The sequence below is a fragment of the Sorangium sp. So ce887 genome, from assembly GCF_051521455.1.
GTDB lineage: Bacteria > Myxococcota_A > Polyangia > Polyangiales > Polyangiaceae > Sorangium.
Genome location: NZ_CP150354.1, coordinates 11,360,246 through 11,382,376 on the forward strand (window position 1 = coordinate 11,360,246; position 22,131 = coordinate 11,382,376).

Genomic DNA, 22,131 nt, shown 5'->3' on the forward strand with positions numbered 1-22,131 from the left:
CTCGATCCTACGCCCATTGGCGGTCCCGTATCACAGGAGGATCGGACACCCGAACTTCTCGGCGATCGGGCCCGCGCGGCCACCGGGCCGGGGCGCCGGCGTCACCTGCGTCACCTCATTGAGGGCCCAGCTCCGCGGCGATCTGCTCCCGGACCCAGGCCCCTGCGGCCTGCGTGCCGAGCGTGCCGCCGACATCGGCCGTGCACTTCCCCTGGTCGAGCGCCTGGGAGACCCAGCGCTCGATGCGGCGCTCCTCCTCGGGCCACCCGAGGTGGGCGAGGAGCAGCCCGGCGGTGAGCATCGCCGCGAACGGGTTCGCCACGTCCTTGCCGGCGAGCGGCGGCGCCGACCCGTGGACCGGCTCGAACAGCGCGACCCGCGCCGGATCGGACGCGTGCACGTTCGCGCTCGCGGCCATGCCGAGCCCGCCCTGCAGCGCCGCGCCGAGATCGGTCACGATGTCGCCGAACAGGTTGTTCGTCACGATCACCTGGAACTGCGACGGATCCTGGATGAGGTACAGGCACAGGGCGTCCACGTAGACGTGGTTCGACTGGATCTCCGGGTACTGGGCGCGCACCTCGTGAAAGACCCGCAGCCACAGCTCGTGTGCGTGCCGCATCGCGTTGGACTTGTCCGCCATCGTGACCCGCGTCCGCCCGCTCGCGCGCGCGTAGTCGAAAGCCGCGCGGATGATCCGCTCGACCCCCTTCCTCGTATTTACGTCCTCATTGATCGCGATCTCGTCGGGGGTGCCTCGCTTGAACTGGCCGCCCATCCCGACGTAGATGCCCTCGGTGTTCTCGCGGAACACGACGAAGTCGATGTCCTTCGCCGCGCGGCCCTTGAGCGGGACGAGCCGGTCGGACAGCGCCCGGACGGGCCTCACGTTGGCGTAGAGGTCGTAACCGAAGCGCATCCCGAAGAGGATGTCGCGCGCGTGCTCGAGGTTCGGCACGCGGGGATCGCCGAGCGCGCCGAGGAGCACCGCCGAGCACTCGCGCTGGATCGCCACCTGGATCTGGTTCGGGAAGGTCGTCCCGTCGCGCAGGTACCTGTCGGCGCCGAGGTCGAGCTCCCAGAGGTCGATCGGCAGCCCGGCGCGGGCCTGGTAGAGCTCGAGCAGGAGCCTGGCCTCCGCGGTGACGGACGGGCCGATGCCGTCGCCGCCGATGATCGCGATCTTCTTCTTCTTTCCGGCTGCCACGGGGTCGCGTTCCGGGCTCAGCCGAGCGCGCGTTCGACCGGCACGTACTCCAGCCGGTGGGTTGCGGCGACGGGGCCGTAGGTCACGTGTCCGCCGTGGGTGTTGATGCCGAGCGCCACCGCCCGGTCGGCCCTGGCGGCGGCGGCGATGCCCTGGTTGGCGATCGCCACCGCATAGCCGATCGTCGTGTTCGTCAGCGCCCAGGTGCTCGTGTGCGACACCGCGCCGGGCATGTTGGCGACGCAGTAGTGGACGACCCCGTGCACCTCGTAGGTCGGGTTGTCGTGGGTCGTCGGTCGGCACGTCGCGATGCAGCCCCCCTGATCCACGGCGACGTCGACCACGACGGTCCCCTTCTCCATGCAGCGGATGTGGTCCTCGGTCACGAGCAGGGGCGCCCTGGCGCCGGGCACGAGCACCGCGCCGATCACGAGATCGGCCCGCTCGCACATCGTCTCGATGTTCTCCGCGTTGGAGTAGAGCGTCTCGATCGCGCCGCCGAACACGTCCTCGAGGTAGCTCATCGTCTCGGCGCGCACGTCGAGCACGGTGACCTGCGCCCCCATGCCGACCGCGATGGTCGCCGCGTTCCGCCCGACCACGCCGCCGCCGAGGATCGCCACGCGGCCGCGCCGCGTCCCCGGCACGCCGCCGAGGAGCACGCCCTTGCCACCCCGCTCCTTCTCGAGGCACGAGGCGCCGACCTGGACCGCCATCCTGCCGGCCACCTCGCTCATGGGGCGGAGCAGCGGCAGCGAGCCGTCCTCGTGCTGGATCGTCTCGTACGCGATGCCGGTCACGCCGCGCCTGGCGAGCTCCCTCGTGAGATCGGGCTCGGCGGCCAGGTGCAGGTAGGTATAAAGGAGCAGACCCTGGCGGAAGTGGCCGTACTCGGAGGGGAGCGGCTCCTTCACCTTCACGACCATGTCGGCGCTCCACGCTTCCGCTGCCGATCGCGCGATGACGGCGCCCGCGCGCACGTAGGCTTCGTCCGAGAGCCCGCTGCCCTCGCCGGCGCCGGACTCCACGAGGACCCTGTGCCCGTGCCCCACCATGGCCCGGACACCCGCGGGGGTCATGCCGACGCGGTACTCACGTGTCTTGATCTCCCTGGGGACTCCGATAAGCACGCTCGCTCCTCTCCTCGCCGAACTGCAAGCGAGGCATCTGCGACGATAGCAGAAACGCGCCCTTGCAACCCTGCAAGCCGCCGATACGGAGGCTGTTTCCGAGGCGAGAAACCTCGGAAGATCCGTTCGAATTGACCTTCGTGTCAGCTGTTCACACCCCTGCGGCGGCCTCGAGCGCGGCGCGCACCAGCAGCGTGATCTGTCCTGGAGAGGCGAGATCGAGCGGCCCCAACATGACCTCTGCGTCGAGCAGCAGGAGCTCCAGCGCCTCGCAGTGCGCCGCCAGCGCGTCCTCCCTGGCGTCCCCGAGCCGGACGACCGCGGCCGCGCCGTGCAGGGCGAGCGCCCAGGTGGGGGCGAAGCTCTCCTCGGTGGGGAGCCCGATCAGGGCGAGCTCGACCCCGTCACCGAGCCGGATCACGCCGAGCGGCCTCGGGAGCGGCGCGTGCGGCGGCGGTTCGGCCGGGACGACGGCGTCCGCGATGCGGCGGACGGCGTGGGAGAGCATCGTCATGCGGCGCGCGCTCGCCGCGATGACGAGGTGCGGCGGCGGCGCGAAGCCCGGCCGGGCCAGGCGCGTCACAAGGGACCGGAGCACCGGAAAGTGCTCCGGCGGGGCGAACGGCGTGGTGAGGTCGGCGAGCGAGATGCGGCGGATCTTCCCGGCCGCCGTGAGCTCCATCAGGACCTCCAGGATCAGCAGATCCGGCGCGCCGATCTCGTCGAGCAGCTCGTCCAGGTTGTGCGGCATCTGGAGCAGCGCCGTGAGCTTCTCGGCCACGACCGCGCGCTCCGTCGGCTCCCCGAGCGACGAAGGCGGCGCCATCGGGAAGCGCATCGCCTCGAGCTTGAGCGCTGTCGACTCGGCCGCGCGGAGCGTCGGCGGCGGCGGCATCGATCCAGCGCGGCTCCCGCGCGCCGCGCTGGTCGGCATCGGCGCGGTGATGTCGGGCACCGAGGTCGCCGCGCTCGCGTCGTCCGCCGCGCCGGCGCCCCCGGAGGCCGCGCCGACGTTGAAGGTCTCGTGGCCGTGGAGGGGCGGCAGGTCGAGATCGTCGCTCGACGGCTCGGTCACCAGGAAGGCCTCGCCGGCGGGCGCGAGCTCGATGCGCCGGCGCTGGACCTCGTCGACCTGGTGGAGCGCCTCCATCAGGAGCCGCGAGGTCGGCACCATGAGCCGGCGCACGCTCGTCGGCTCGCCGGGGGAGAACGCGAAGTGGCCGTCGCGCTCCCCGAGCAGCCGGTAGAGCGCCTTCTCCCCTTCGAGGAGGCGGTAGACGGCGTCGATCACCTCCCCTACCGAGAGCCGGAGCTCGCCGGCGCCGATCGGCGTGGTGATCCCGAGGACGCCGCTCCGGCGGTTCATCGCGAGCAGCTGGAGCAGGTCGACGAGCGGCACCTGCTGGAGGTCGCCGCGGATCTCCTGCAGCGGCGTCGGCTTGGAGCCGCGCGGCGAGGCCTCGGTGATGCGCGAGACGATGTGATCGACGTCGCCGCGCAGGACGTCGTCGGGGCCGAGATCGCCCTCGGCGCCGTCGACGACGAACAGGATCGGCGTGTCGGCGAGGTCGGGGACGGCGGCGAACGCGTCCGCGAGCGCGCTGTCCTCGTCGATCGCCCTGGAGGCGAGCACGACGTCGGGCCGCCGCTTGAACGCCTGCTCCACGGCCTCGAAGGCGCCGTTCGCGTTGTTCACCGTCAGGCCGCGCGCCCTCAGCGCCGACGCGAGCGCGCCGAGCGCATCCACATCCGAATCAACCAACAGCACCCTGCGAGACACTGGACGGCGCCCTCCGAGTCAGCCGAAGACCCGCAGCCCGGCCGCGCGGCCAAGCCGCTCGGCGAGGAAGTCCGCGAGCAGCGGATCGGCGGCGTGGATACCCTTCACGAAGCCCCCCTGGTTCCGCCCGACGAGGGCATACGCGCCGTGCTCCGCAAGCACGCAGAGCGCCTCGATGTCGTCGCACCCCGGCGAGGATCGCAGGTCGAGGGCGTGCACCACCACGTCGTCGCGCGGCGAGGCCAGCAGCGCCTTCACCTGAGCGCCGAGGCTGAGCCCGTCGTGATGGGCGACCAGGATCAACACGGCGCCCCCGCGGAGCGCGTTGCGGACCACCGACGTCGTGAGCAGGACCGTATCGGACACCGACAGGTCGAGCGCCCGGGGCGCCGAGATCGCGGAGGGGCCCTCGGCGCTCGGGGCCTCGCGCACGAGCAGGCTGAAGACCTCGCCGATGGTCCGCCGATCCTGGGGGATGCGGTGCATGATCGAGGACTTGGTGGCGTCGGCGCGCCGCCGGGCGATGCGGAGCAGCTGCGCGAGCCCCTGGCCGTCGTGCGGGAACGTGGCGACCCCGACGAGCAACCCCTTCGGCAAGTACCCGGCCCGCTTCTCGCTCCCGGCGACGCGCGAGAGCATCCGGCGGTGGCAGGCATGCGCCTCCAGCCCGGCGGTCTCGGGCATGAGCAGGTGGAACTCGTTCTCGTCGACGCGGGCCAGGATGTCGGTGTCGCGCACGGCGCGGAGCAGGTGCTCGGCGACCTGACCGGGGTTGAGCGTGTTCGAGGGAGGCGGCGGCGTGACCCGCCAGAAGGCGAGGTCGTCCGGGCGCTCCGGTACAGCCGTCGCGTCGGGCTCGATCACGATGGTGGCGATCGTGAACCGGCGGCCGTGCCGCTTGGCCTTGTCGATCTCCCGGCCGGCGACGTCGACGTAGTAGGCGAACGAGTAGGCGCTCGTCGCCGGATCCTTCATCGCGGCGCCGACGGTCGAGCGCTCGCGTTCGCCGAGCAGGGCGAGCGCCGTCGTCGCCTGCGTGGCGAGCAGCTTGACGAGGCCGTCGAGGAGCGGAGCGCGCCGGGACGTGGAGACGCTGCTGTCCGGGCGCCTGACCGAGGGGAACGCCGAGCTGCGACCGGGCTCCTTCTGGAGCAGGAGGTGCCCCGCCGACAGCCTGCGGAGGGCGAGAGGGACGACGACCAGCTGCTCGCGCCGGGCGAAGTCGAGGATGTCGGCCTCGCTCCCGTAGGCCGGTGCGCGGTCGAGCGGCCCGGTCAACGCCGAGCGGGCCAGCTCGGTGGAGCGCTCGCCGACGGTCAGGTACACGGCAGCCGCGGCCGCGGCGGTCGCCTCGACGAACACCTCGGCGAGCTGCTGGGCCGCCGCGTTGCGGTCGCGCGCGTCGGCGAGCTCGGCCACGCGGGCGATCCACCCGGCCGCGCGCGCGCTGCGCGCCGACTCCTGCTCGAGCTGCATCCGGAGGGCCCGCTCCGCGAAGCGAAGCCGCACCGAGCCGACCGCGTTCAGCACCTCGTCTCCGCCGAGCGGCAGGAGGAAGAGCCCGGCGCCGCCGAGCGCGACCGCGTGGGCGCCCGCCTCGAGCTCTGCCCGCGTCGCCAGCGCGAAGACGGTCGCCTCGGGCGCGAGGGCCTTCAGATGGTGGACCATGGCGAGGCCCGCCCCGTCGCCGAGCCCGACATCGATGAAGGCGACGTCGGGCGCGCCGGTCTCGGCCAGGGCGATCCCCTCCGAGAGCTCGCTGGCGAGCATCAGCTCGTCCGTCGTGACGACCCGCGAGAACAGCGTACGGGTCGCCTCGTCGGCGATGACGGCGAGCACCTTGAGCGAGATCTCGTGGACCGGCGCCCGGTTCGGGCTCCAGACCCCCTCGAGGGAGGCGGTCACGCGATCACCACCTCGCCCGAGAACGCCCGGCGCGCTGGGCCTTGCATGAGCAGCTCCAGGGATCCGGCGGCGACGGTCACGCGCAGCGAGCCGCCAGGCAGCACCACGCGGACGGGCGATCCGTACGGCGCGCGGCCCTGCGCGCACGCCGCGGCGGCCACGGCGCAGGCGCCCGTGCCGCACGCCAGCGTCCGGCCCACCCCGCGCTCCCAGACGGTCACGTCGATGCACGCCGCCTCGCCCGGTCGAACGCGGCAGAACTCGACGTTGACGCCCTCGGCTGGCGTGGTCGCGACGGTGGGCCCGAGCGCGTCGATCGCCTCCTCGGTGTAGGGATCGAACGTCACGGCGTGCGGGTTGCCGACGTCCACGGTGGCGAACCGGTGCTCCGCGCCGAGCGCGGTGACCGCGAGCGGCTCGCCCATGCGGGCGCGGCCCATGCCGACGAGCACGTCGAAGCGATCCCCTGCCCGGGTGACCTCGCAGCGCTTGTCGCCGGCGTCGGTCGCGATGGTGATCTCCTTCTGGGGCGTCCCTCGGGAGACGAGGTAGGCCGCGACGCAGCGGATGCCGTTGCCGCACATCTCGGGGCGGCTCCCGTCGGCGTTCCAGACGTGCATGCGGGGCCGCTCGCGATCGATGACCAGCACGCCGTCGGCGCCGACGCCGAACCGCCTGTCGCACAGGCGCCGCGCCGCCTCGGCGGTCATCGGGACCGCCTCGACGAGGATGAAGTCGTTGCCAAGACCTTCCCACTTCTCGAACCGGACGACGTTGTCCCTCATCGCTTCGCCCCGGAGAGCCGCATTCGCGCCTCGGTCTCGTTGAGCCCGCGGACGGCGACGACCTTGCTCCTGCCGCTCGCGCCGAGGGCGATCTGGATATCGCTCTGGCGCACGTCGAGCGCGCGCGCGAGCAGCTTGACGAGCTCCGCGTTGGCGGCGCCGTCGACGGGCGGCGCGGCCAGCGACACGTCGAGCGCCCGCTCGCGCACCCCGGCGATGGCGGAGCGCGACGACCTGGGGCGCACCTGGACCGAGATGCGTACGCCGTCGGCGCGCTCGGTGATCGCGAGGCGACTCCATGCACCGACGGGATCGCTCTCCTCGGGTTTGCTCATCTGGCCGTTGGCATCGTAGCGTATCTGGAGCTCACGCGTGGTTCCCGCGAGCCGCGGCAGCGTCGCTCGGCGGACGGCCACCGCGAATTTGCCGCTCGGCGGGCTGACCCGCTACTCTTTTCGACCAGGTCGTGGGCCGGCTCGCGCAACATGAACCGGCAGGGGCGACTTGCGCCGGCGGTTCTCGATAGTCGCCGCTGATGCTCATTTCCGCGGTGGAGGCGTTTGCCATGACTGATGAAGGACAAGGGTCGGTGGCCGCGACGTCCGGCCTTGCGAGGAGGTTGTGTGCGCTCGCGCTGCTCGCGGCGTCGGGTGGTCTGCTCGCGTCTGCATGCGCCAGCAACGAGAGCAGCCTGTTCGTCCGCATGCGCATGGCGCCGACGGAGGACTGCACGGTGGCCTGCGGCCCTAGCGAGGAGTTCTGGACCGAGGACGCCGTCGATGCCGCGTACACGGGCAGCCACACGGCGACGCTCCTCGTGGGCAACCAGATCGTGCAGCGCGGCGACCCGGACGTGCTCCGCACCGAGACGTCGCGTGTCCAGCTCTACGAGGCCGAGGTCCGCGTCGCCGACCTCGCGGGCAACCCCGTGACGGACGGGTACGTGGTTCCGGTCACGGGCCTGGTCGATCCGGGGACGAGCGGCGACGCCGGCTACAACTGCACCCAGGTCCTCCTGATCGACGGTGCCACGATGGACAGCCTGCGCCGCCAGTCCGCGGAGCTCGGGGGCGGCGACATCGAGGTCGTGGCGACGGTGGTGGTGCGGGGCAGGACGCTGGGCGGCCAGGAGGTCGAGACCGCCGAGTGGTCCTACCCTGTCCGGGTCTGCTTCGGCTGCAGCCGGTGCGTCGATACGGCCCCGCTGAGCTGCTGCGAGAGCTCCGCGAGCGAGGAGTGCCAGGAGCTCGACGAGATCGAGCGTTCCTGCTCCGGCCAGCGGGGCGCGCGGGACTGCCGCGACCTGGGTCAGAGCTGCGCCGGTCACATCAGAAGCTTCGGCCTGTAGCTCCGTGCCCCGGAAATCCCGCCGGGCATGGCTGGCCGGCGGAGCCAGGACACCTTCCCCCGGCGCTGGATCGAGGCGCCGTCACGGCGTCGCTTCAGCGCGGCGCACCGGGGCTGCCTCGGGTGACGGCCCCTTCATCGCGTTGAACAGATAGACGAACGGGAGACCGAGCAGCGCGAGGTCGACCTGGGCGGCGAGGACGAGCGCGGTCTCCTTCGAGTCGCCGAGCCCGAGCCGCATCTGGGCGAGCAGCCCTGTGCTCATCGCGTAGCGCGAGTGGAAGTTGTAGCTGCGGACCCCCCAGAAGACGGCGGCGGCGATCCCCGGCTCCACGGCCTTCGCATCGTCGCTCCACCGGCCGTACATCCCTGCGGAGAGGACCAGCGGAAACGAGTCGAGGACCGGAACGAGCGTCGAGACGCCCGCGCCGGCCTGAAGCTCGTCGAACGCGTGGGTGAGCACCTCGGCATAGGGTCCGACGCCGAAGTCGTCGTTGGCGGTGCGGCCGAACAGGACGTCTCCTCGCAGTCCAGCGTGAAAGACGGTGGTGTCCCACAGCCGCCGTTCGAGGCCGGCGCCGCCGAGGCCGAGGGTGACGCCGACGCTCGCCTGGGGTTCGGCGCGAGCAGTGCCGTGCACGAGGACGACCCCCAGGAGGGCGGCAATCAAGGCAGCTGGGCGGCCCGCCGTAGCCATGATGGGGCGATGCTACAGGGCGCTGCCGGGGAGCGCGCTCGAATTCTGCGATCGGCGCTGTTCAGCGCGGTTGTCCGGGGCTCGTCTTCGGGGTTTCCGGCCAGGTCTTGGCGCGCGTCTCCCGGTTCGACGGCGCTCGATCCGGCGCTCGATTGCCACGTTGGTCACGGGGCGGGTCACTCCGTTCGCACATCGCACAGTGCATGCCGCTCTGCGCGTCTGGCGGCGTTCATGGTAGCGTCCGGGGGCTATGGCGCGCCGCACCGTGCAGCTACGGGTGGGGGGTCAGACCTACCGCGTGGTGACTTCCGCGAGCGATGAGGAGCTCCAGCGGCTCGCTGCTGTCGTGGATCAGAAGCTCGCCACCGTTGTGCCTGCCGGCCGCTCTGTGACTCCCCAGGCCATGTTGCTGGCCGCCATCGCGCTCGCGCACGACCTGGAGGAGGAGCGAACCCGGACGGCCCTGGTCGCCGGGCGCGCGCGGGATGCGTTCGGGCGGATCCTGCAGCGGGTGGACGCAGTGCTCGGCGCCGGCCCGGAATCGCCACCTTCGGGTGAAGCGAACGGCAGCACGCCCTGAGCCGGAGCCCCTTCAACCGCCCGGGCGCTCCTTGTGACGGCCCTGCTGCTGACTGGAGATGGCATGCCTGCACCCATGGATGAAGCTCCCCTTCCCCACGCGTCGACGCCCGATGGAGTGAGTGCCCTCCGGCACCTGCGGGACGAGCTCTCCGAGCTCGAACGCGCGGGCTTGCTGCGTACGCCTGCCGCCGCCCCGCCTGGCGCCGGGATGCTGGTGCTGTGCTCCAACGACTATCTCGGCTACGCCGCTCTCCCCTGGTCCTCGGAGGGCGGGGCCGCGAGCGGTGCGGGCGCGTCCCGCCTCGTGAGCGGGACGCACGACGCCCACTTGATGGCCGAGCGAGAGATCGCTGCGTGGCTGGGAGTGGACGCGGCGCTCCTGTTCTCCTCGGGGTACGCGGCCAACGTCGGGGCCGTCACCGCGCTGGCCAGGCCGGGGGATGTCATCGTCTCGGACGCCCTGAACCACGCGTCGCTGATCGACGGCTGCCGTCTGTCGGGAGCGGCGGTCGAGGTGGTTCGCCATGTTGACGTCGAGGCGGTCGAGAGCGCTCTCGTGCGCAGCCGCGGCGCTCGTTGCCGGTGGGTCGTGACCGAATCGCTCTTCAGCATGGATGGCGACAACCCCGATCTGCGCCGTCTCCGCGAGCTGTGCGACCGTCACGACGCCGCGCTGGTGGTGGACGAGGCACATGCCCTTGGCATCTGTGGGCCGCGCGGCGCTGGCCTTTGCGCCGAGATCGGCGTTCGCCCTGACGTGCTCATCGGCACGCTCGGCAAGTCGCTCGGGCTCCACGGCGCCTTCGTCGCGGGCTCCGCGATGCTGCGGACCTACCTATGGAATCGCGCCAGGAGCTTCGTTTTCTCGACCGGCATCAGCCCCATGGTGGCGCTGGCGTCGGTGGACCGCGTCCGTCGTGCCTCTGCTGACGATGCCGCTCGGGCGCGCTTGGCCAGGGTCACGCGCCAGCTCCGCTCGGGCCTGCACGCGCTGGGGGCCCCGCTGCTCCCGGGTTCATCGGGCCCTATCCTGCCGTGGATCTTGAAGTCGCCGGGTGCCGCTGTGGAGATGTCCCAGCGCCTCGCGCGGGAGGGCATCCTTGTCCAGGCGATCCGGCCGCCGACGGTGCCGGCGGGCACATCGCGACTCCGCATCACGGCCAGCGCGTCTCTTTCGGAGGTCGACGTGGCTCGCGCCCTCGCAGGGTTCCGCGAGGCACTCCGATGAGGCGCCGTCCTGTTTCACGTGAAACAGGGCAGCTCCGGGTCGCGGTGGTCGGAACGGGGACCGGGGTAGGCAAGACGCACGCATCGGTGGCGCTCGTCGCCGCGCTGGCAGCTCGCGGCGACAAGGTCTGCGGCTTGAAGCCGATCGAGTCGGGCGTGGACGGCCTCTCGACGAGCGACGCCGATCGCCTCGCTCTGGTCAGCTCGGTCCAGCCCGAGGCGGCGCCGTACCGCTTTCCGGAACCGCTCTCGCCCCATCTGGCGGCACGCCGCTGCGCCCGAGGCATCTCGCTGGATCTCGTGGCCGCGTGGGTCGACAGGCAGCCGGCACCTCTTGTGATCATCGAGAGCGCCGGCGCGCTCCTCTCCCCTCTGGGGCCGGGCGTGACGAACGCAGATCTCGTACGCGCGCTCGCTCCTGACGCTGTCGTACTGGTCGGCCTCGACCGGCTCGGCATCCTTCACGAGGTGGCCAGCTGCATGCTGGCCTTGCGCGCTCTCGCCCCCGGCTTGCCGCCAGCCCTGGTGGTGCTGAACCCGCCGGCAGCTCCGGATGCGTCGACCGGTATCAACGCGGAGGAGCTCGAGATGCTGGGCATTGCTCGGGGTGTCGTTGTGATGCCTCGTGCCCTCCCCACAGCGCCGGCGTCGCTTGCTGCCGCCGAGCTCACCTTGGCGCGACTCGGCATGTAGAAATGCCCTCGCTCGCGGAGCTGCGGGCGAGGGTCTGGTTGGCCGTACGCCGGGTCCCGGCCGAGGACGGTTGAACCCCCCTGCTCTCCGAGGTCATCAGGCCTGCCGTCCAACTCGGGCCGACCAGGCTCATGTCGCCCAAGCTCGTCCCCGGTTGTGCGGGAGGTCGTGCCGAGCTGCCCAGCCCGAGCAGACCCAGCTCGTCGCGGGGTGCGGGGACCCCGCCGGACTCGCCTGAGCCCCCGCTTCCCGGCAGAGCCGGAGGAACGAGAGCCGCTGGGCTTTGGACATCGGCCCTCTCCGCGCGCGCGGCAAACTGGGTTTCCTGATCACACTGCGGCGCCGCGTTGAACTGCTTGCCCACGAGACCGAAGTCGACCTGCGCGACCTTGCCTGGCCCCGTGGCAGCGACACGAACCGTCAGCGTCTTCTTGCGCCACGCGAACGGAGCGCCTGAGCGGCTTGTAGCTGGCAGTGACGCCCCCAGCGTGTGGACCTTCCGCAGCCTCATGACCCTGCAAAAGGCGCCGTCATTGGGCCCCACGATGCTGCGAACTGGCATCGCCCCGCGCCGCGCGACGAACAGGGGTTCCTCGGCTAAGGAATCCCATTACTTTGCAGCCCTTTTCAGCGAGGAAATTGAACAGGGAGGCGGGGAGACAGGGAGTACTTTGAAGATTTCTCTCCCCGTCTCCCCGCCTTGTATGAACCTCGGGAGCGCTTGGTCTACGTCGCCGTCGTCGCTGACGAGGGGGGCCGGGGGGGACACCGGCAACTTGGGGGAGCTTGGGGGAAAGCTCGTCCGGTGGGCGCCGCAGAGCTAGAGCTGGCCAAGACGGACAAGCTCGACGCCAGGTGCATCGCCCACTTTGCGACGGCCATGCAGCCATCGCGGACCTCTCCCCGCCTTGTATGAACCTCGGGAGCGCTTGATCTACGTCGCCGTCGTCGCTGACGAGGGGGGCCGGGGGGGACACCGGCAACTTGGGGGAGCTTGGGGGAAAGCTCGTCCGGTGGGCGCCGCAGAACTAGAGCTGGCCAAGACGGACAAGCTCGACGCCAGGTGCATCGCCCACTTTGCGGCGGCCACGCAGCCATCGCGGACCGAGATGCCCGACGAGACGACGCTCGCCCTCGAGCAGCTCTTGGCGCGCCGTCGGCAGCTCATGCAAGAGCTCGTCGCCGAGAAAAATCGACGCTCCACGCTGCTCGGACCACGGCGCACTCAGCGCGTGCTCGATAGCCTCGACGGCCATATCGACTGGCTGACCAAGGAGATCGCGGCCATCGACGATGACCTGCGGGGCCACATCGAGCGCAGCGACACCTGGCGCGCCAAGGACCAGTTGCTCCGCACCGTCCCCGGCGTCGGCCCGGGCACGGCGCGAACGCTGCTGGTCGAGCTTCCCGAGCTCGGCACGCTGGCCGCAAGACGATCGCCTCGCTCGCCGGCCTTGCTCCGTTCAACGACGAAAGCGGCGGCAAGGAGCGCCGCCGTTCAATCCGTGGTGGGCGCACCCCCGTGCGCTCCATGCTCTACATCACTTGCGTCTCGGGCCTGCGCTGCAACCCGGTCCTCCAGTCGCTCTACGAGCGACTGGTCGCGGCTGGCAAGCCCGCCAAGCTCGCCTTGGCCGCCTGCATGCGCAAGCTCCTCACCCTCCTCAACGCGATGGTGAAGGCGGGCCGACCCTGGTCTTTCACCGCAGCCACCTCTTGACGAGGAACACGGCCCCTGTGAATTTTCCGAAGAATTTGAGGGGATGCCTCAGGTTCCTCGGGGCTCACACCCTTTTTCGATTCTGGGGCGACCTTGAGCTGCGGCGCGGAGCATTGACCCCTTCGCCGCACCGCGCACCGCGCGTCGCTCGCTTCAACTTGGAGGAGCCGCTCGTGTCGACCATCCACCACGCGTCCGAGCGCAAGTGTCAGCGGCAACCCACGATTGCAGCGCTACCGATCGGCATGCGCGCGCCTCCCTCGCGCCCCCACAGCGTTTTGCGATTTGCGCGACGGCGAAACGAGCCACCAGACGCCCCAAGACACCAAGAGCTGGCTGACCTTCTGGCGGCTCGAACCTCCTGCTTATCGTCGGCGGTGCCTGACTCCTCCATTGCTGCAGCGGGCCCGGTTCTCACCGCGCGCACTCACCTGCCCCGCCTCCTCGCTGCAACCGAAAGGCTCCGCCGGGCGCATAGGATGAGCTTGCTCTTGGCGCCGAAAGCGCTCGCGTACGTGCCCGGGTGACCAACCCCGAAGCAGCCGCACTACCGGACGAATCGGCAGAGATGCAGTCGAGCCCGGCGGTCTTGCTGCTCCTCGACTGAGAGCGTCGGCGCCTGAGACGCTTCCCTTTCATGAGGCCGGTGCGTCGCCCCAGCTCACTGATCGCAGCAGCGCGAGTCGCCGCTGTCACCCACGATGGGCTTCAGCAGCCAGCAGACGAGGGCGACGACCCTGTTTCACGTGAAACTGCCGCGTTGCTTCCCGCCGGCTCAGGTCGACTCGGTGACGACACGACCCCGCTCCAGCACGAGACGAGCGGCAGCTCGATGCCGGAACACGTCCGGCTCGTGCGAGACCACAACCACAGCGGCGCCCCGCTCGACCTCCGCTTCCACGACCGCGAGGAGCCGCGCGACACCAGAGCGGTCCAGGCCCGTCGTGGGCTCGTCCAGCAACACCAGGGAGGGATGGTGAACCAGCGCTCGCGCGAGCGCGATGCGCTGCCGCTGGCCGCGCGAGCACGTGCGCAGCGGTCGCACCGCGAAGCTCCCCAGCTCGAAGCGCTCCTCCGCACGGCGCCACGCCTCCTGCGCGTCCAGACCATGGAAACCGGCCGCCAGCTCGACGTTCTGCCGGCCCGAAAGATCGGGGTACGCCAACGACTCGTGCGACAACCAGCCGATGGTGCGGCGAACCAGCCCCGCGTCGTCTCCCAGCGGCTCGTAGGTGACAGCACCCGACGTGGGACGAATCACGGTGCCCAGGATGCCGAGCAGCGTCGACTTGCCTGATCCGTTCGCACCCTCAATGAGGGTCAACCGCCCCGACTCGACGGTCGCGCTCACGCCACGCAGCGCCGCCGTCGTTCCGTACGTCTTCACGACGCCACGCGCCACCACGCGCTCGATCGCATCCACTGCGCTCACCTCGCTTCTGCGCTCCACGCCGCGGTCAGCTCTGGCCGCCGCCTCGCGTGCGACCTTCACCCCGAACGACGGTGGTCATGTCCTCCGGGAACGCAGGCGGATCAACCAGGGTCGCCTCCGTATCGTCCGAGAGATCCGTGCCCCGATCGAGCGGGGGCAGCGACGGGATCGTCGGACGATCCTCCGCCTCGTCGTCCCGGAACTGTCCGTCCAGCACCTCGGCGACCGGCTCGCTCCGCCTGCGTACATCGCCCCGGTCGCTCGACGCGCCGATCGCCGACGGCGACCACGCGCTGTGACGCAGATGGACCCCGTTGCCGCTGTCGGTGACTCGATGTCCCTTCCTCGCCGCCTCCGGCTCAGGGCAAGCGCCCGCGACGACGAATCGACCAGGCTCGCCGACGTCCTGCTCGCCCCCAAGCCGCGCGAACATCATCGTCCCATCGTCGTTCCGCTCCTCGACGATGCTCTGGACCGCAACGCCCTCCAGCCGGCGCTTCTGTGACACAGGAACCTGGTTCTTGAAGCGCCGCAGCGCCTTCTGGAACTCCCGGGCGCTCTGGAAACGCTCCTCCCGCTCCTTCGCCAAGGCGCGATCCACCAGGCGCGAGAGCCCGGGCGGAGTCGTCGGATCGAGCTCCGTCACAGGCCGGTGCCAGAGCGTCAGGATCTGGATGAGCAGCGCATTGTAATTGCGCGCAACGAACGGGCGCTGGCCGGTCAGCGCCTCGTAGAGGATCACGCCCACAGCCCATAGATCGAGCCGGTGGTCAAGCTCCACGTCCCCTCGAGCTTGCTCGGGCGCCATGTAGTACGGCGTGCCCATCACCATGCCGGTGCGGGTCAGATCCATCGCCATCCCATCCATACCGGACGCCTGGGAAATGCCGAAATCGAGCAGCTTGGCAACCGGCAACATGCCGGCACGCTCCGAAAGGAAGATGTTCTCCGGCTTCAGGTCACGGTGGACAATCCCCCGCTCATGTGCGGTTACCAGCGCCGAGAGCACCTGAAGCATGATGTCTACGAGCTCGCTCGGCGGCACAACCCGGCAGCGCTCGAGACGCTGCGCCAGCGTCTCACCGTGCAGGCGCTCCATCACAAGGTAGGGGCTGCCGTCAGAGAGCCACCCCATGTCGTAGACCTCGCAGATGTTCGGATGACCGATCCGCCCCGCGACCCGCGCCTCGTGCTCCAATCTGGAGATCGCCTCGTGCTTCTGCATCTCCCGCGGATGCATCACCTTGACAGCAACCAACCGACCGATCTGGAGGTGCTCGGCCTCGTAGACCGCGCCCATGCCGCCCTCCCCGATGATGGCGGTGACCCCGTACTTGTCGCCGATCACGTGGCCGAGCAGCGAGCGCCCCGACGACGCGCCCACCCCATGGCTCTCGGGCCACGCTTCGATGCGTGCGTCATCCGCACGGAGAAGCGGCGGTGCGCGCAACGACACGGCGCGCTGCTCGGGACGCGGCGCCGGCGCGCTGCGCGTGGCCGATCTCGACCCCACCCCCGGCGAGCCCCTCGGCGATGGGGGCGCCGCCCTCGATGATGAAGGCGGTGCTCCCCTCGAGGGCGGCACTCCGCTCGACGCGGGAGCCGCCACCCTCGGCAGCGCAGCTGGCCGGGGAATGGGCGGCAACGGAGCCGCACCAGCCCGCCCACCCCCGCGTGACGACGAGGGCGCCTCGCACGAGGCAACCACGAGCCCGGTCACCGGACACACGACCGCCGCACCGTCGTGGTGGTTACCGCAGTGGATGCACCGCACCAAACTCAAGTCCGTACATTTTGCAATACTCCATCCGGGTGCTGCTCGGAACTGCACAGCGCATCAGGTCAACGCGTGCCCCGCCGCGCTCGGTTCTACATTCCCGAACCCACGCCGGGGGATCTTGGGGATAACCCCGTCGGGAACCCTGGGGGCAAAACGGGGGAGACACGCCGCCCGCCAGCTCTCCCCTGTCCACCTACCCCTGAGCACGGTCCATTTACCCCAGGGCGCATGCCACCAACTGGTCGTATTTATTGAGCAATTTGGGTTATCCCCGCCCTCCACAGCGCCTACGACGAAGACGTTGTCTTAAATTTATCTAATTCATGGAAGAGAGAGGCGTCCCGCAAGGTCACGGGAGCGCTCATTTCCGAGGCACGCCCGGGCGATAACCCTGCTAAAGGGAGCTGCTCCGGAGTCGGCTATGGACCTTGTGATCCCCAAGAAAGATCTGCTTCGCCTCGTCGCACGCTGCCAAGGCGTGGCGGACAAGAAGAGCGCCATGCCGGCGCTCGCCAACGTCCTGCTCGTCGCCGAGGGCAACGCCGTCCGCGTCGCCGCGACCGACCTGTACATCGGGGTCACCGGCCAGACGCACGCGGACATCAAGACCGGTGGCACCGTCGCGGTCCCGGCCAGGGACCTGCTCGAGCGCGTGAAAGCCATGCCCGATGGCCCGATCCAGATCACCACCACCGAGGGCGCGCACACGTCGCTCAAGGCCGTCGGATCGCCCCGGCGCTACACGCTCCCCGGCCTCCCCGGCTCGGAGTTCCCGCAGCTGCCCGTCCCGGCGCATGACGCGCCCTCGCTGGAGCTCCCCGTCGAGCAGCTCGCGCTCCTGATCACCAGGACGCACTTCTCGATCTCCACCGACGAGACGCGCGCGCACGTCAACAGCGCCCTGTTCGAGTGGGCCGGCGACCGCGTCAGGATGGTCACCACCGACGGCCACCGCCTGTCCAAGATGGAGGCGACCGTCTCCGGCAGCTCCGCCACGGCCACCATGCTCATCCCGCTCAAGGCGATCACGGAGCTCCGCCGCCTCGCCGAGGAGGCGCGCGCCGAGAAGGAAACCCCGATGGTCGCCATCACCCAGAGCGGGCCGAACGCGTTCTTCAACATCGCCGGGATGCAGTTCTCGGTGAAGCTCGTCGACGCGCAGTTCCCCCCCTACCAGCAGGTCATCCCCTCGGTCACCGAGCGCTCGGTCCGCGCGCCCCGCGTCGCCTTCGCCGAGGCCCTCCGCGCCATCGCGCTCGCCGCCAACGACCGCACCGGCGGCGTCAAGCTGTCGATCGCACCCGGCACCCTCCGGATCACCAGCGAGAGCCCGGACACCGGCGCCGGCTTCGACGAGCTGGCCGTCGACTACAACGGCCCCGAGGTCACCATCGGCTTCAACGCCAAGTACTTCCTCGACGTCCTCGCCTCCATCGACGACGACGAGGTCGTCCTCGGCATCTCCGGGGAGCTCGACCCCGCCGTGCTCCGGCCCGGCAGCGAGTCGAACCAGCAGAGCTACGTCGCCGTCATCATGCCGATGCGGATTTGAGCGCGCCCCCCGACGAGCTCCAGGGACGCCTCCCGAGCCTGCTGCTCGAGCGGCTCCAGATCCGCGAGTTCCGGAACCTCGGCCGCGTGGACGTCGAGCCCGCGCCGCGCCTCAACGTGATCGCCGGCAACAACGGACAGGGCAAGACGAGCCTGCTCGAGGCGATCTACTTCGCGGCCACCTCGCGCAGCTTCCGCACCCACCGCGTAGCCGAGCTCGTACGCCACGGCGCCGACGTCACGAGCGCGCGGGCGCGCTTCGTCGAGCGACGGGACGCGCTGCCGCCCCTCGGGCGCGAGCAGACCGCCGCCGTCGAGCAGAAGCGGTGCGTCGTGCGGATCGACGGCAACCGGCCCCCGAGCCTGGCGAGCTTCGCGACGCGCTCGCCGGTCGTCGCGTTCCACGCGGAGGAGCTCGCGCTGTCGACCGGGCCCGCGAGCGCGCGGCGCACGCTGCTCGATCGGCTGGCGCTCTTCATGGATCCGCAGAGCGCCGACCACCGCGCGCGCTACGCGCAGGCGCTCCGCGCGCGCCACGAGCTGCTCCACCGCGGCGGGGGCGGGTCCACGCAGGCGGGCGCCGAGCTCGACGCCTTCGAGGAGCTCTGCGCCGTCCACGGCGCGGCGCTGACCCGCGCCCGCGAGGCCGCCGTCGAGGCGCTGGCGCCGGAGCTCACGCGCGCCTTCACCCGCATCGCCGCGCCGGACCTGATCCTGGCGGCCCGCTACGCGCCGGGAGGCACAAGCGACGCCGAGCAGGCGCGCGAGGCGCTGCGCGAGCACCGCCGGCGCGACGCCCACCGGCCGAGCGCCGGCTTCGGTCCCCACCGCGACGACCTGCTGCTCGAGCTCGATGGCCACCCTGCCCGCGTGGTCGCCTCCCAGGGGCAACACAGGGCCCTCACCCTCTCGCTCAAGGCGGCCGAGACCGCTGCCATTGCGTCCGTCCGGGGCGTAGAGCCCATTCTTTTGCTGGACGACGTGTCGAGCGAGCTCGACCCGGACCGGACGGCCGCGCTGTTCACGTTCCTCGGAATGGCGCGTGGACAGGTGTTCCTGACGACCACGCGGCGCGATCTCATCGTCACGCCGGGCGTCGCGTCGTCCGAACGGCGCGATTTTCACGTTGAAGGCGGCGCGCTCAGCTGACGTGCGTCGCGGGCGCGCGGGCGTCTACCGAGCGGACGCTGAAAGGCGGATGGCGCGCGCGCGCCAGGTCCCGCCGCGACCGGCATGACCGCCGCCAGACGCGTTGATCGCCCGCCCACAGGCCACGAGTTGGGGCGCTCCGGACGCGCCCGCGCCGGGCGCTGAAAATACGGTGTTACGAGGCTTCCGGACTCGGCGAAACGCTTGCCCGAGCCGCTGATTTCGGCTACATTTCCGCAGTCTTTACGGGGCATCGACGAGCGGTCCGCGCATGATCGTTCGTGCCCTCGGAACCGATCCGGCGCCGCGGCCGCGGCACCCGGGTCCCACCTGACGAGCTGCCATCGAGCCGGCCCCTCCACTGCAAGAACTCCGGCAATCCGAGCGGCCTCCGCCGCTCTGCGCCCCCGGTGAGAGGCGGCGGGCGCGCCACCAGGACCGATGATGACGGAACCCACCCTGAGCCAGCCGACCGACCTCACCAAGGCGTCGTATGACGCCCACAGCATCACGGCGCTCGAAGGCCTTGAAGCGGTGCGAAAGCGCCCCGGCATGTACATCGGCGATGTGCATGACGGATCGGGGCTGCACCACCTCGTGTGGGAAGCCGTCGACAACGCCGTCGATGAGCACCTCGCCGGCGCCTGCACGGAGATCAGGATCACCGTCCACTTCGACGGCTCGGTGTCGGTCGAGGACAACGGCCGCGGGATCCCGGTCGGGATGCACGCCAAGGGCGTGAGCGCGGCAGAGGTCGTCATGACCGTCCTCCACGCCGGCGGCAAGTTCGACAATTCCAGCTACAAGGTCTCTGCGGGCCTGCACGGCGTCGGCGTGAGCGCCGTGAACGCCGTCTCCGAGTGGCTGAAGGTCGAGATCAAGCGCGAGGGAAAGCTCTGGTTCCAGGAGTACGCCCGAGGCGTGCCGAGGGCGCCGCTCAAGCCCATCGGCGTGACGGACAAGACGGGGACGAAGATCACCTTCAGGCCCGATCCGGTCATCTTCAGCGCGGTCGAGTTCAGCTTCGACATCCTCGCGAGCCGCCTGCGCGAGCTCGCGTTCCTGAACGCCGGGCTCGTCATCCACCTCGACGACCAGCGCTCCGGCGGGAGAGCGGAAGCCTACGAGTACAAGGGCGGCATCGCGGAGTTCGTGGCGCTCCTCAACAAGACCAAGGAGCCGATTCACGAGGAGGTGATCAGCTTCATCTCGCAGCATGAGATGAGCGCCGGGAGCGAGGCCACGAACGGCCGCGGGAGCCCGGGGGCGCCGCCGGTCGGCGTGGAGGTCGCGCTGCAGTGGAACGGCTCCTACACGGAGGCGATCTTCTGTTACACGAACAACGTCCACAACCGGGACGGCGGCACGCACCTCACCGGGCTCCGCGCCGCGCTCACGAAGACGATCAACAACTACGGGAGCGCGCACAACCTCTTCAAGGAGCTGAAGCAGGGCCTGCAGGGCGAGGACGCGCGCGAGGGCCTGACGTGCGTGCTCAGCATCAAGCACCCGGACCCGTCGTTCGACTCGCAGACGAAATCCAAGCTCGTCTCCAGCGAGGTCAAAGGCATCGTCGAGGCCGCCGTCAGCGACAAGCTCGGGCAGTACTTCGAGGAGAACCCGCAGAGCGCGAAGAAGATCATCGAGAAGGCGGTCGTCGCGGCGAAGGCGCGCGAGGCGGCCCGCAAGGCCCGCGAGGTGATCCGCAAGGGCTCGCTCGACGTGACGTCGCTCTCGGGCAAGCTCGCCGACTGCCAGTCCAAGGACCCGGAGAAGAGCGAGATCTACATCGTCGAGGGCGAGAGCGCCGGCGGCAGCGCCAAGATGGGGCGCGACCGGCACTTCCAGGCGATCCTCCCGCTGAAGGGCAAGATCCTCAACGTCGAGCGGGCGCGGCTCGACCGGATGCTGAGCTCCGCCGAGGTCGGCACGCTGATCACGGCCCTCGGCTGCGGGATCAACGACGCCGGCGGCTTCGAGATCGACAAGCTCCGCTACCAGAAGATCATCCTGATGACGGACGCCGACGTCGACGGCTCCCATATCCGCACGCTGCTCCTGACCTTCTTCTTCCGTCAGATGCCCGAGATCATGGAGAAGGGGTATCTGTTCATCGCGCAGCCGCCCCTCTACCGTGTGCGCAAGGGCAAGCGGGACCTGTACCTGAAGGACCAGGCCGCGCTGGACGAGTTCCTCGTGGGCAACGCCGTGGACGGGCTCGAGATCGTCGCCAGCGGCGCGGAGACGGGCATCCTCGGCCAGCCGCTCTACCGCCTCGCGCAGCGGCTGAAGCGGTTCCGCGCCGTGCTGTCCAACATCGACAAGCGCTGTGACGCGCGGATCGTGGCCGCGGTGCTGAGGTCGAGCGGGCTCGGGCGCGACGACCTGCGGGAGACCAAGAAGGTCGCCGCGGCCGCCGACGAGCTCCGGGCCTACCTGAAGCAGCGCTATCCGGATCTGTTCCCGCTCACGCTGGCGACGCCCCGGGACACCGAGCACGGGACGAGCCGGATCGAGGTCGTGCCGCGACCCGGCGCGAGCGCTCGACGGAGCGTCATCGACTGGGATCTGGTGAACTCGCCGGAGTACCAGGAGGCCTGGTCGATCGAGCAGGACCTCCGGTCCATCGGCGCGCCCCCGTACCGGGCCCGCACCTCGAGCGGCGAGGACACCGTCGAGAACGGCGAGACGCTCGTCGAGTACATCGAAGAGCGGGGCAAGAAGGGTATCGCGATCAGCCGTTACAAGGGTCTCGGCGAGATGAACGCCGATGAGCTCTGGGAGACGACGATGAACCCGGACGCGCGCACCCTCCTCCAGGTCCGCATCGACGATGCGGTGAAGACGGACGAGCTCTTCACGATCCTCATGGGGGATCAGGTCGAGCCGCGGCGCAACTTCATCGAGCAGAACGCGCTGAACGTGAAGAACCTCGACATCTGATCCTGCATCCTGCGCGCGGTTCCTGCGCGCGGGGCGCGGTTCCTGCGCGCGGCGCGCGGCCGATCGAACGCCGCGCGCGAGTCGCGCGCACCTGGGGTTGACGCGGCGCTGGCGCTGCATCGATCACCGGATGCGTCCGCTCGGTATCTCTGGCAAGCCGCTTGCTTGGTCGGCCCCTTGCTAGCCAAGGCACGCGCCTTAGC

17 protein-coding genes and 1 pseudogene are annotated in these 22,131 nt (G+C 70.3%); 9 read left to right on the forward strand and 9 right to left on the reverse strand.

The window, feature by feature from the left end; genetic code table 11:
• Positions 1-115: 115 nt before the first annotated feature.
• The 6 genes from WMF36_RS42620 to WMF36_RS42645 all read right to left on the reverse strand — a co-directional run bounded on the left by WMF36_RS42620 (position 116) and on the right by WMF36_RS42645 (position 7,142).
• The gene (locus tag WMF36_RS42620) at positions 116-1,207 is read right to left on the reverse strand and encodes an isocitrate/isopropylmalate dehydrogenase family protein (RefSeq protein WP_437576585.1); all 1,092 of its coding nucleotides are present in this window, start codon (positions 1,205-1,207) and stop codon (positions 116-118) included.
• Between the two features lie 17 nt (positions 1,208-1,224).
• Positions 1,225-2,337 carry an alanine dehydrogenase gene (gene ald / locus WMF36_RS42625; protein WP_437576586.1) on the reverse strand — a complete coding sequence of 371 codons (1,113 nt, stop codon included), beginning with the start codon at positions 2,335-2,337 and terminating at the stop codon, positions 1,225-1,227.
• Positions 2,338-2,488: 151 nt separating this feature from the next.
• Positions 2,489-4,099 (reverse strand): DUF4388 domain-containing protein, encoded by a 1,611-nt coding sequence (locus WMF36_RS42630; RefSeq protein ID WP_437576587.1) that lies wholly within the window; start codon positions 4,097-4,099, stop codon positions 2,489-2,491.
• Positions 4,100-4,135: 36 nt separating this feature from the next.
• Positions 4,136-6,022, reverse strand: coding sequence for a diguanylate cyclase domain-containing protein (locus WMF36_RS42635; protein WP_437576588.1), 1,887 nt, complete (start codon positions 6,020-6,022; stop codon positions 4,136-4,138).
• A complete protein-coding gene (gene dapF, locus WMF36_RS42640) occupies positions 6,019-6,807 on the reverse strand; it encodes a diaminopimelate epimerase (RefSeq protein WP_437576589.1) in 789 nt (262 codons plus the stop codon). Before dapF ends, WMF36_RS42635 begins: the two co-directional genes overlap by 4 nt.
• The gene (locus WMF36_RS42645) at positions 6,804-7,142 is read right to left on the reverse strand and encodes a DUF167 domain-containing protein (RefSeq protein WP_437576590.1); all 339 of its coding nucleotides are present in this window, start codon (positions 7,140-7,142) and stop codon (positions 6,804-6,806) included. Before WMF36_RS42645 ends, dapF begins: the two co-directional genes overlap by 4 nt.
• Positions 7,143-7,372: 230 nt before the next feature.
• On the opposite strand from WMF36_RS42645, the gene WMF36_RS42650 reads away from it, so the two are divergent.
• Positions 7,373-8,155 (forward strand): hypothetical protein, encoded by a 783-nt coding sequence (locus WMF36_RS42650; RefSeq protein ID WP_437576591.1) that lies wholly within the window; start codon positions 7,373-7,375, stop codon positions 8,153-8,155.
• A gap of 81 nt (positions 8,156-8,236) precedes the next feature.
• Here the strand turns inward: WMF36_RS42650 and WMF36_RS42655 are convergent, their stop codons facing one another.
• A complete protein-coding gene (locus WMF36_RS42655) occupies positions 8,237-8,851 on the reverse strand; it encodes a hypothetical protein (RefSeq protein WP_437576592.1) in 615 nt (204 codons plus the stop codon).
• A gap of 250 nt (positions 8,852-9,101) precedes the next feature.
• Between WMF36_RS42655 and zapA the strand changes: the two genes are divergently transcribed.
• The 5 genes and pseudogenes from zapA (at position 9,102) to WMF36_RS42680 (ending at position 13,073) form a co-directional block, all read left to right on the forward strand.
• Complete coding sequence (zapA, locus tag WMF36_RS42660; RefSeq protein WP_437483170.1) at positions 9,102-9,431, forward strand: cell division protein ZapA; 330 nt, start codon at positions 9,102-9,104, stop codon at positions 9,429-9,431.
• 75 nt (positions 9,432-9,506) lie between these two features.
• Entirely contained in the window at positions 9,507-10,661 is a 1,155-nt protein-coding gene (locus WMF36_RS42665) for an aminotransferase class I/II-fold pyridoxal phosphate-dependent enzyme (protein ID WP_437576593.1), read from the forward strand.
• Complete coding sequence (gene bioD, locus WMF36_RS42670; RefSeq protein WP_437576594.1) at positions 10,658-11,353, forward strand: ATP-dependent dethiobiotin synthetase BioD; 696 nt, start codon at positions 10,658-10,660, stop codon at positions 11,351-11,353. Before WMF36_RS42665 ends, bioD begins: the two co-directional genes overlap by 4 nt.
• Before the next feature lie 1,013 nt (positions 11,354-12,366).
• Positions 12,367-12,504: pseudogene (locus WMF36_RS42675) on the forward strand (IS110 family transposase); the annotation flags it as partial.
• 284 nt (positions 12,505-12,788) lie between these two features.
• Entirely contained in the window at positions 12,789-13,073 is a 285-nt protein-coding gene (locus tag WMF36_RS42680) for a transposase (RefSeq protein WP_437582029.1), read from the forward strand.
• Positions 13,074-13,848: 775 nt separating this feature from the next.
• Here WMF36_RS42680 and WMF36_RS42685 read toward each other — a convergent pair.
• Complete coding sequence (locus WMF36_RS42685; RefSeq protein WP_437576595.1) at positions 13,849-14,496, reverse strand: ABC transporter ATP-binding protein; 648 nt, start codon at positions 14,494-14,496, stop codon at positions 13,849-13,851.
• 34 nt (positions 14,497-14,530) lie between these two features.
• On the reverse strand, positions 14,531-15,853 hold the full coding sequence (locus WMF36_RS42690; protein WP_437576596.1) for a serine/threonine-protein kinase: 1,323 nt from the start codon (positions 15,851-15,853) through the stop codon (positions 14,531-14,533).
• Between the two features lie 853 nt (positions 15,854-16,706).
• On the opposite strand from WMF36_RS42690, the gene dnaN reads away from it, so the two are divergent.
• The 3 genes from dnaN (at position 16,707) to gyrB (ending at position 21,928) form a co-directional block, all read left to right on the forward strand.
• Positions 16,707-17,837, forward strand: coding sequence for a DNA polymerase III subunit beta (gene dnaN / locus WMF36_RS42695; protein ID WP_437576597.1), 1,131 nt, complete (start codon positions 16,707-16,709; stop codon positions 17,835-17,837).
• Positions 17,834-18,985 carry a DNA replication/repair protein RecF gene (gene recF / locus WMF36_RS42700; RefSeq protein ID WP_437576598.1) on the forward strand — a complete coding sequence of 384 codons (1,152 nt, stop codon included), beginning with the start codon at positions 17,834-17,836 and terminating at the stop codon, positions 18,983-18,985. The genes dnaN and recF overlap by 4 nt, the downstream gene beginning before the upstream one ends.
• 444 nt (positions 18,986-19,429) lie before the next feature.
• Positions 19,430-21,928, forward strand: coding sequence for a DNA topoisomerase (ATP-hydrolyzing) subunit B (gene gyrB / locus WMF36_RS42705; RefSeq protein ID WP_437582030.1), 2,499 nt, complete (start codon positions 19,430-19,432; stop codon positions 21,926-21,928).
• The last annotated feature ends 203 nt before the right edge of the window (positions 21,929-22,131 follow it).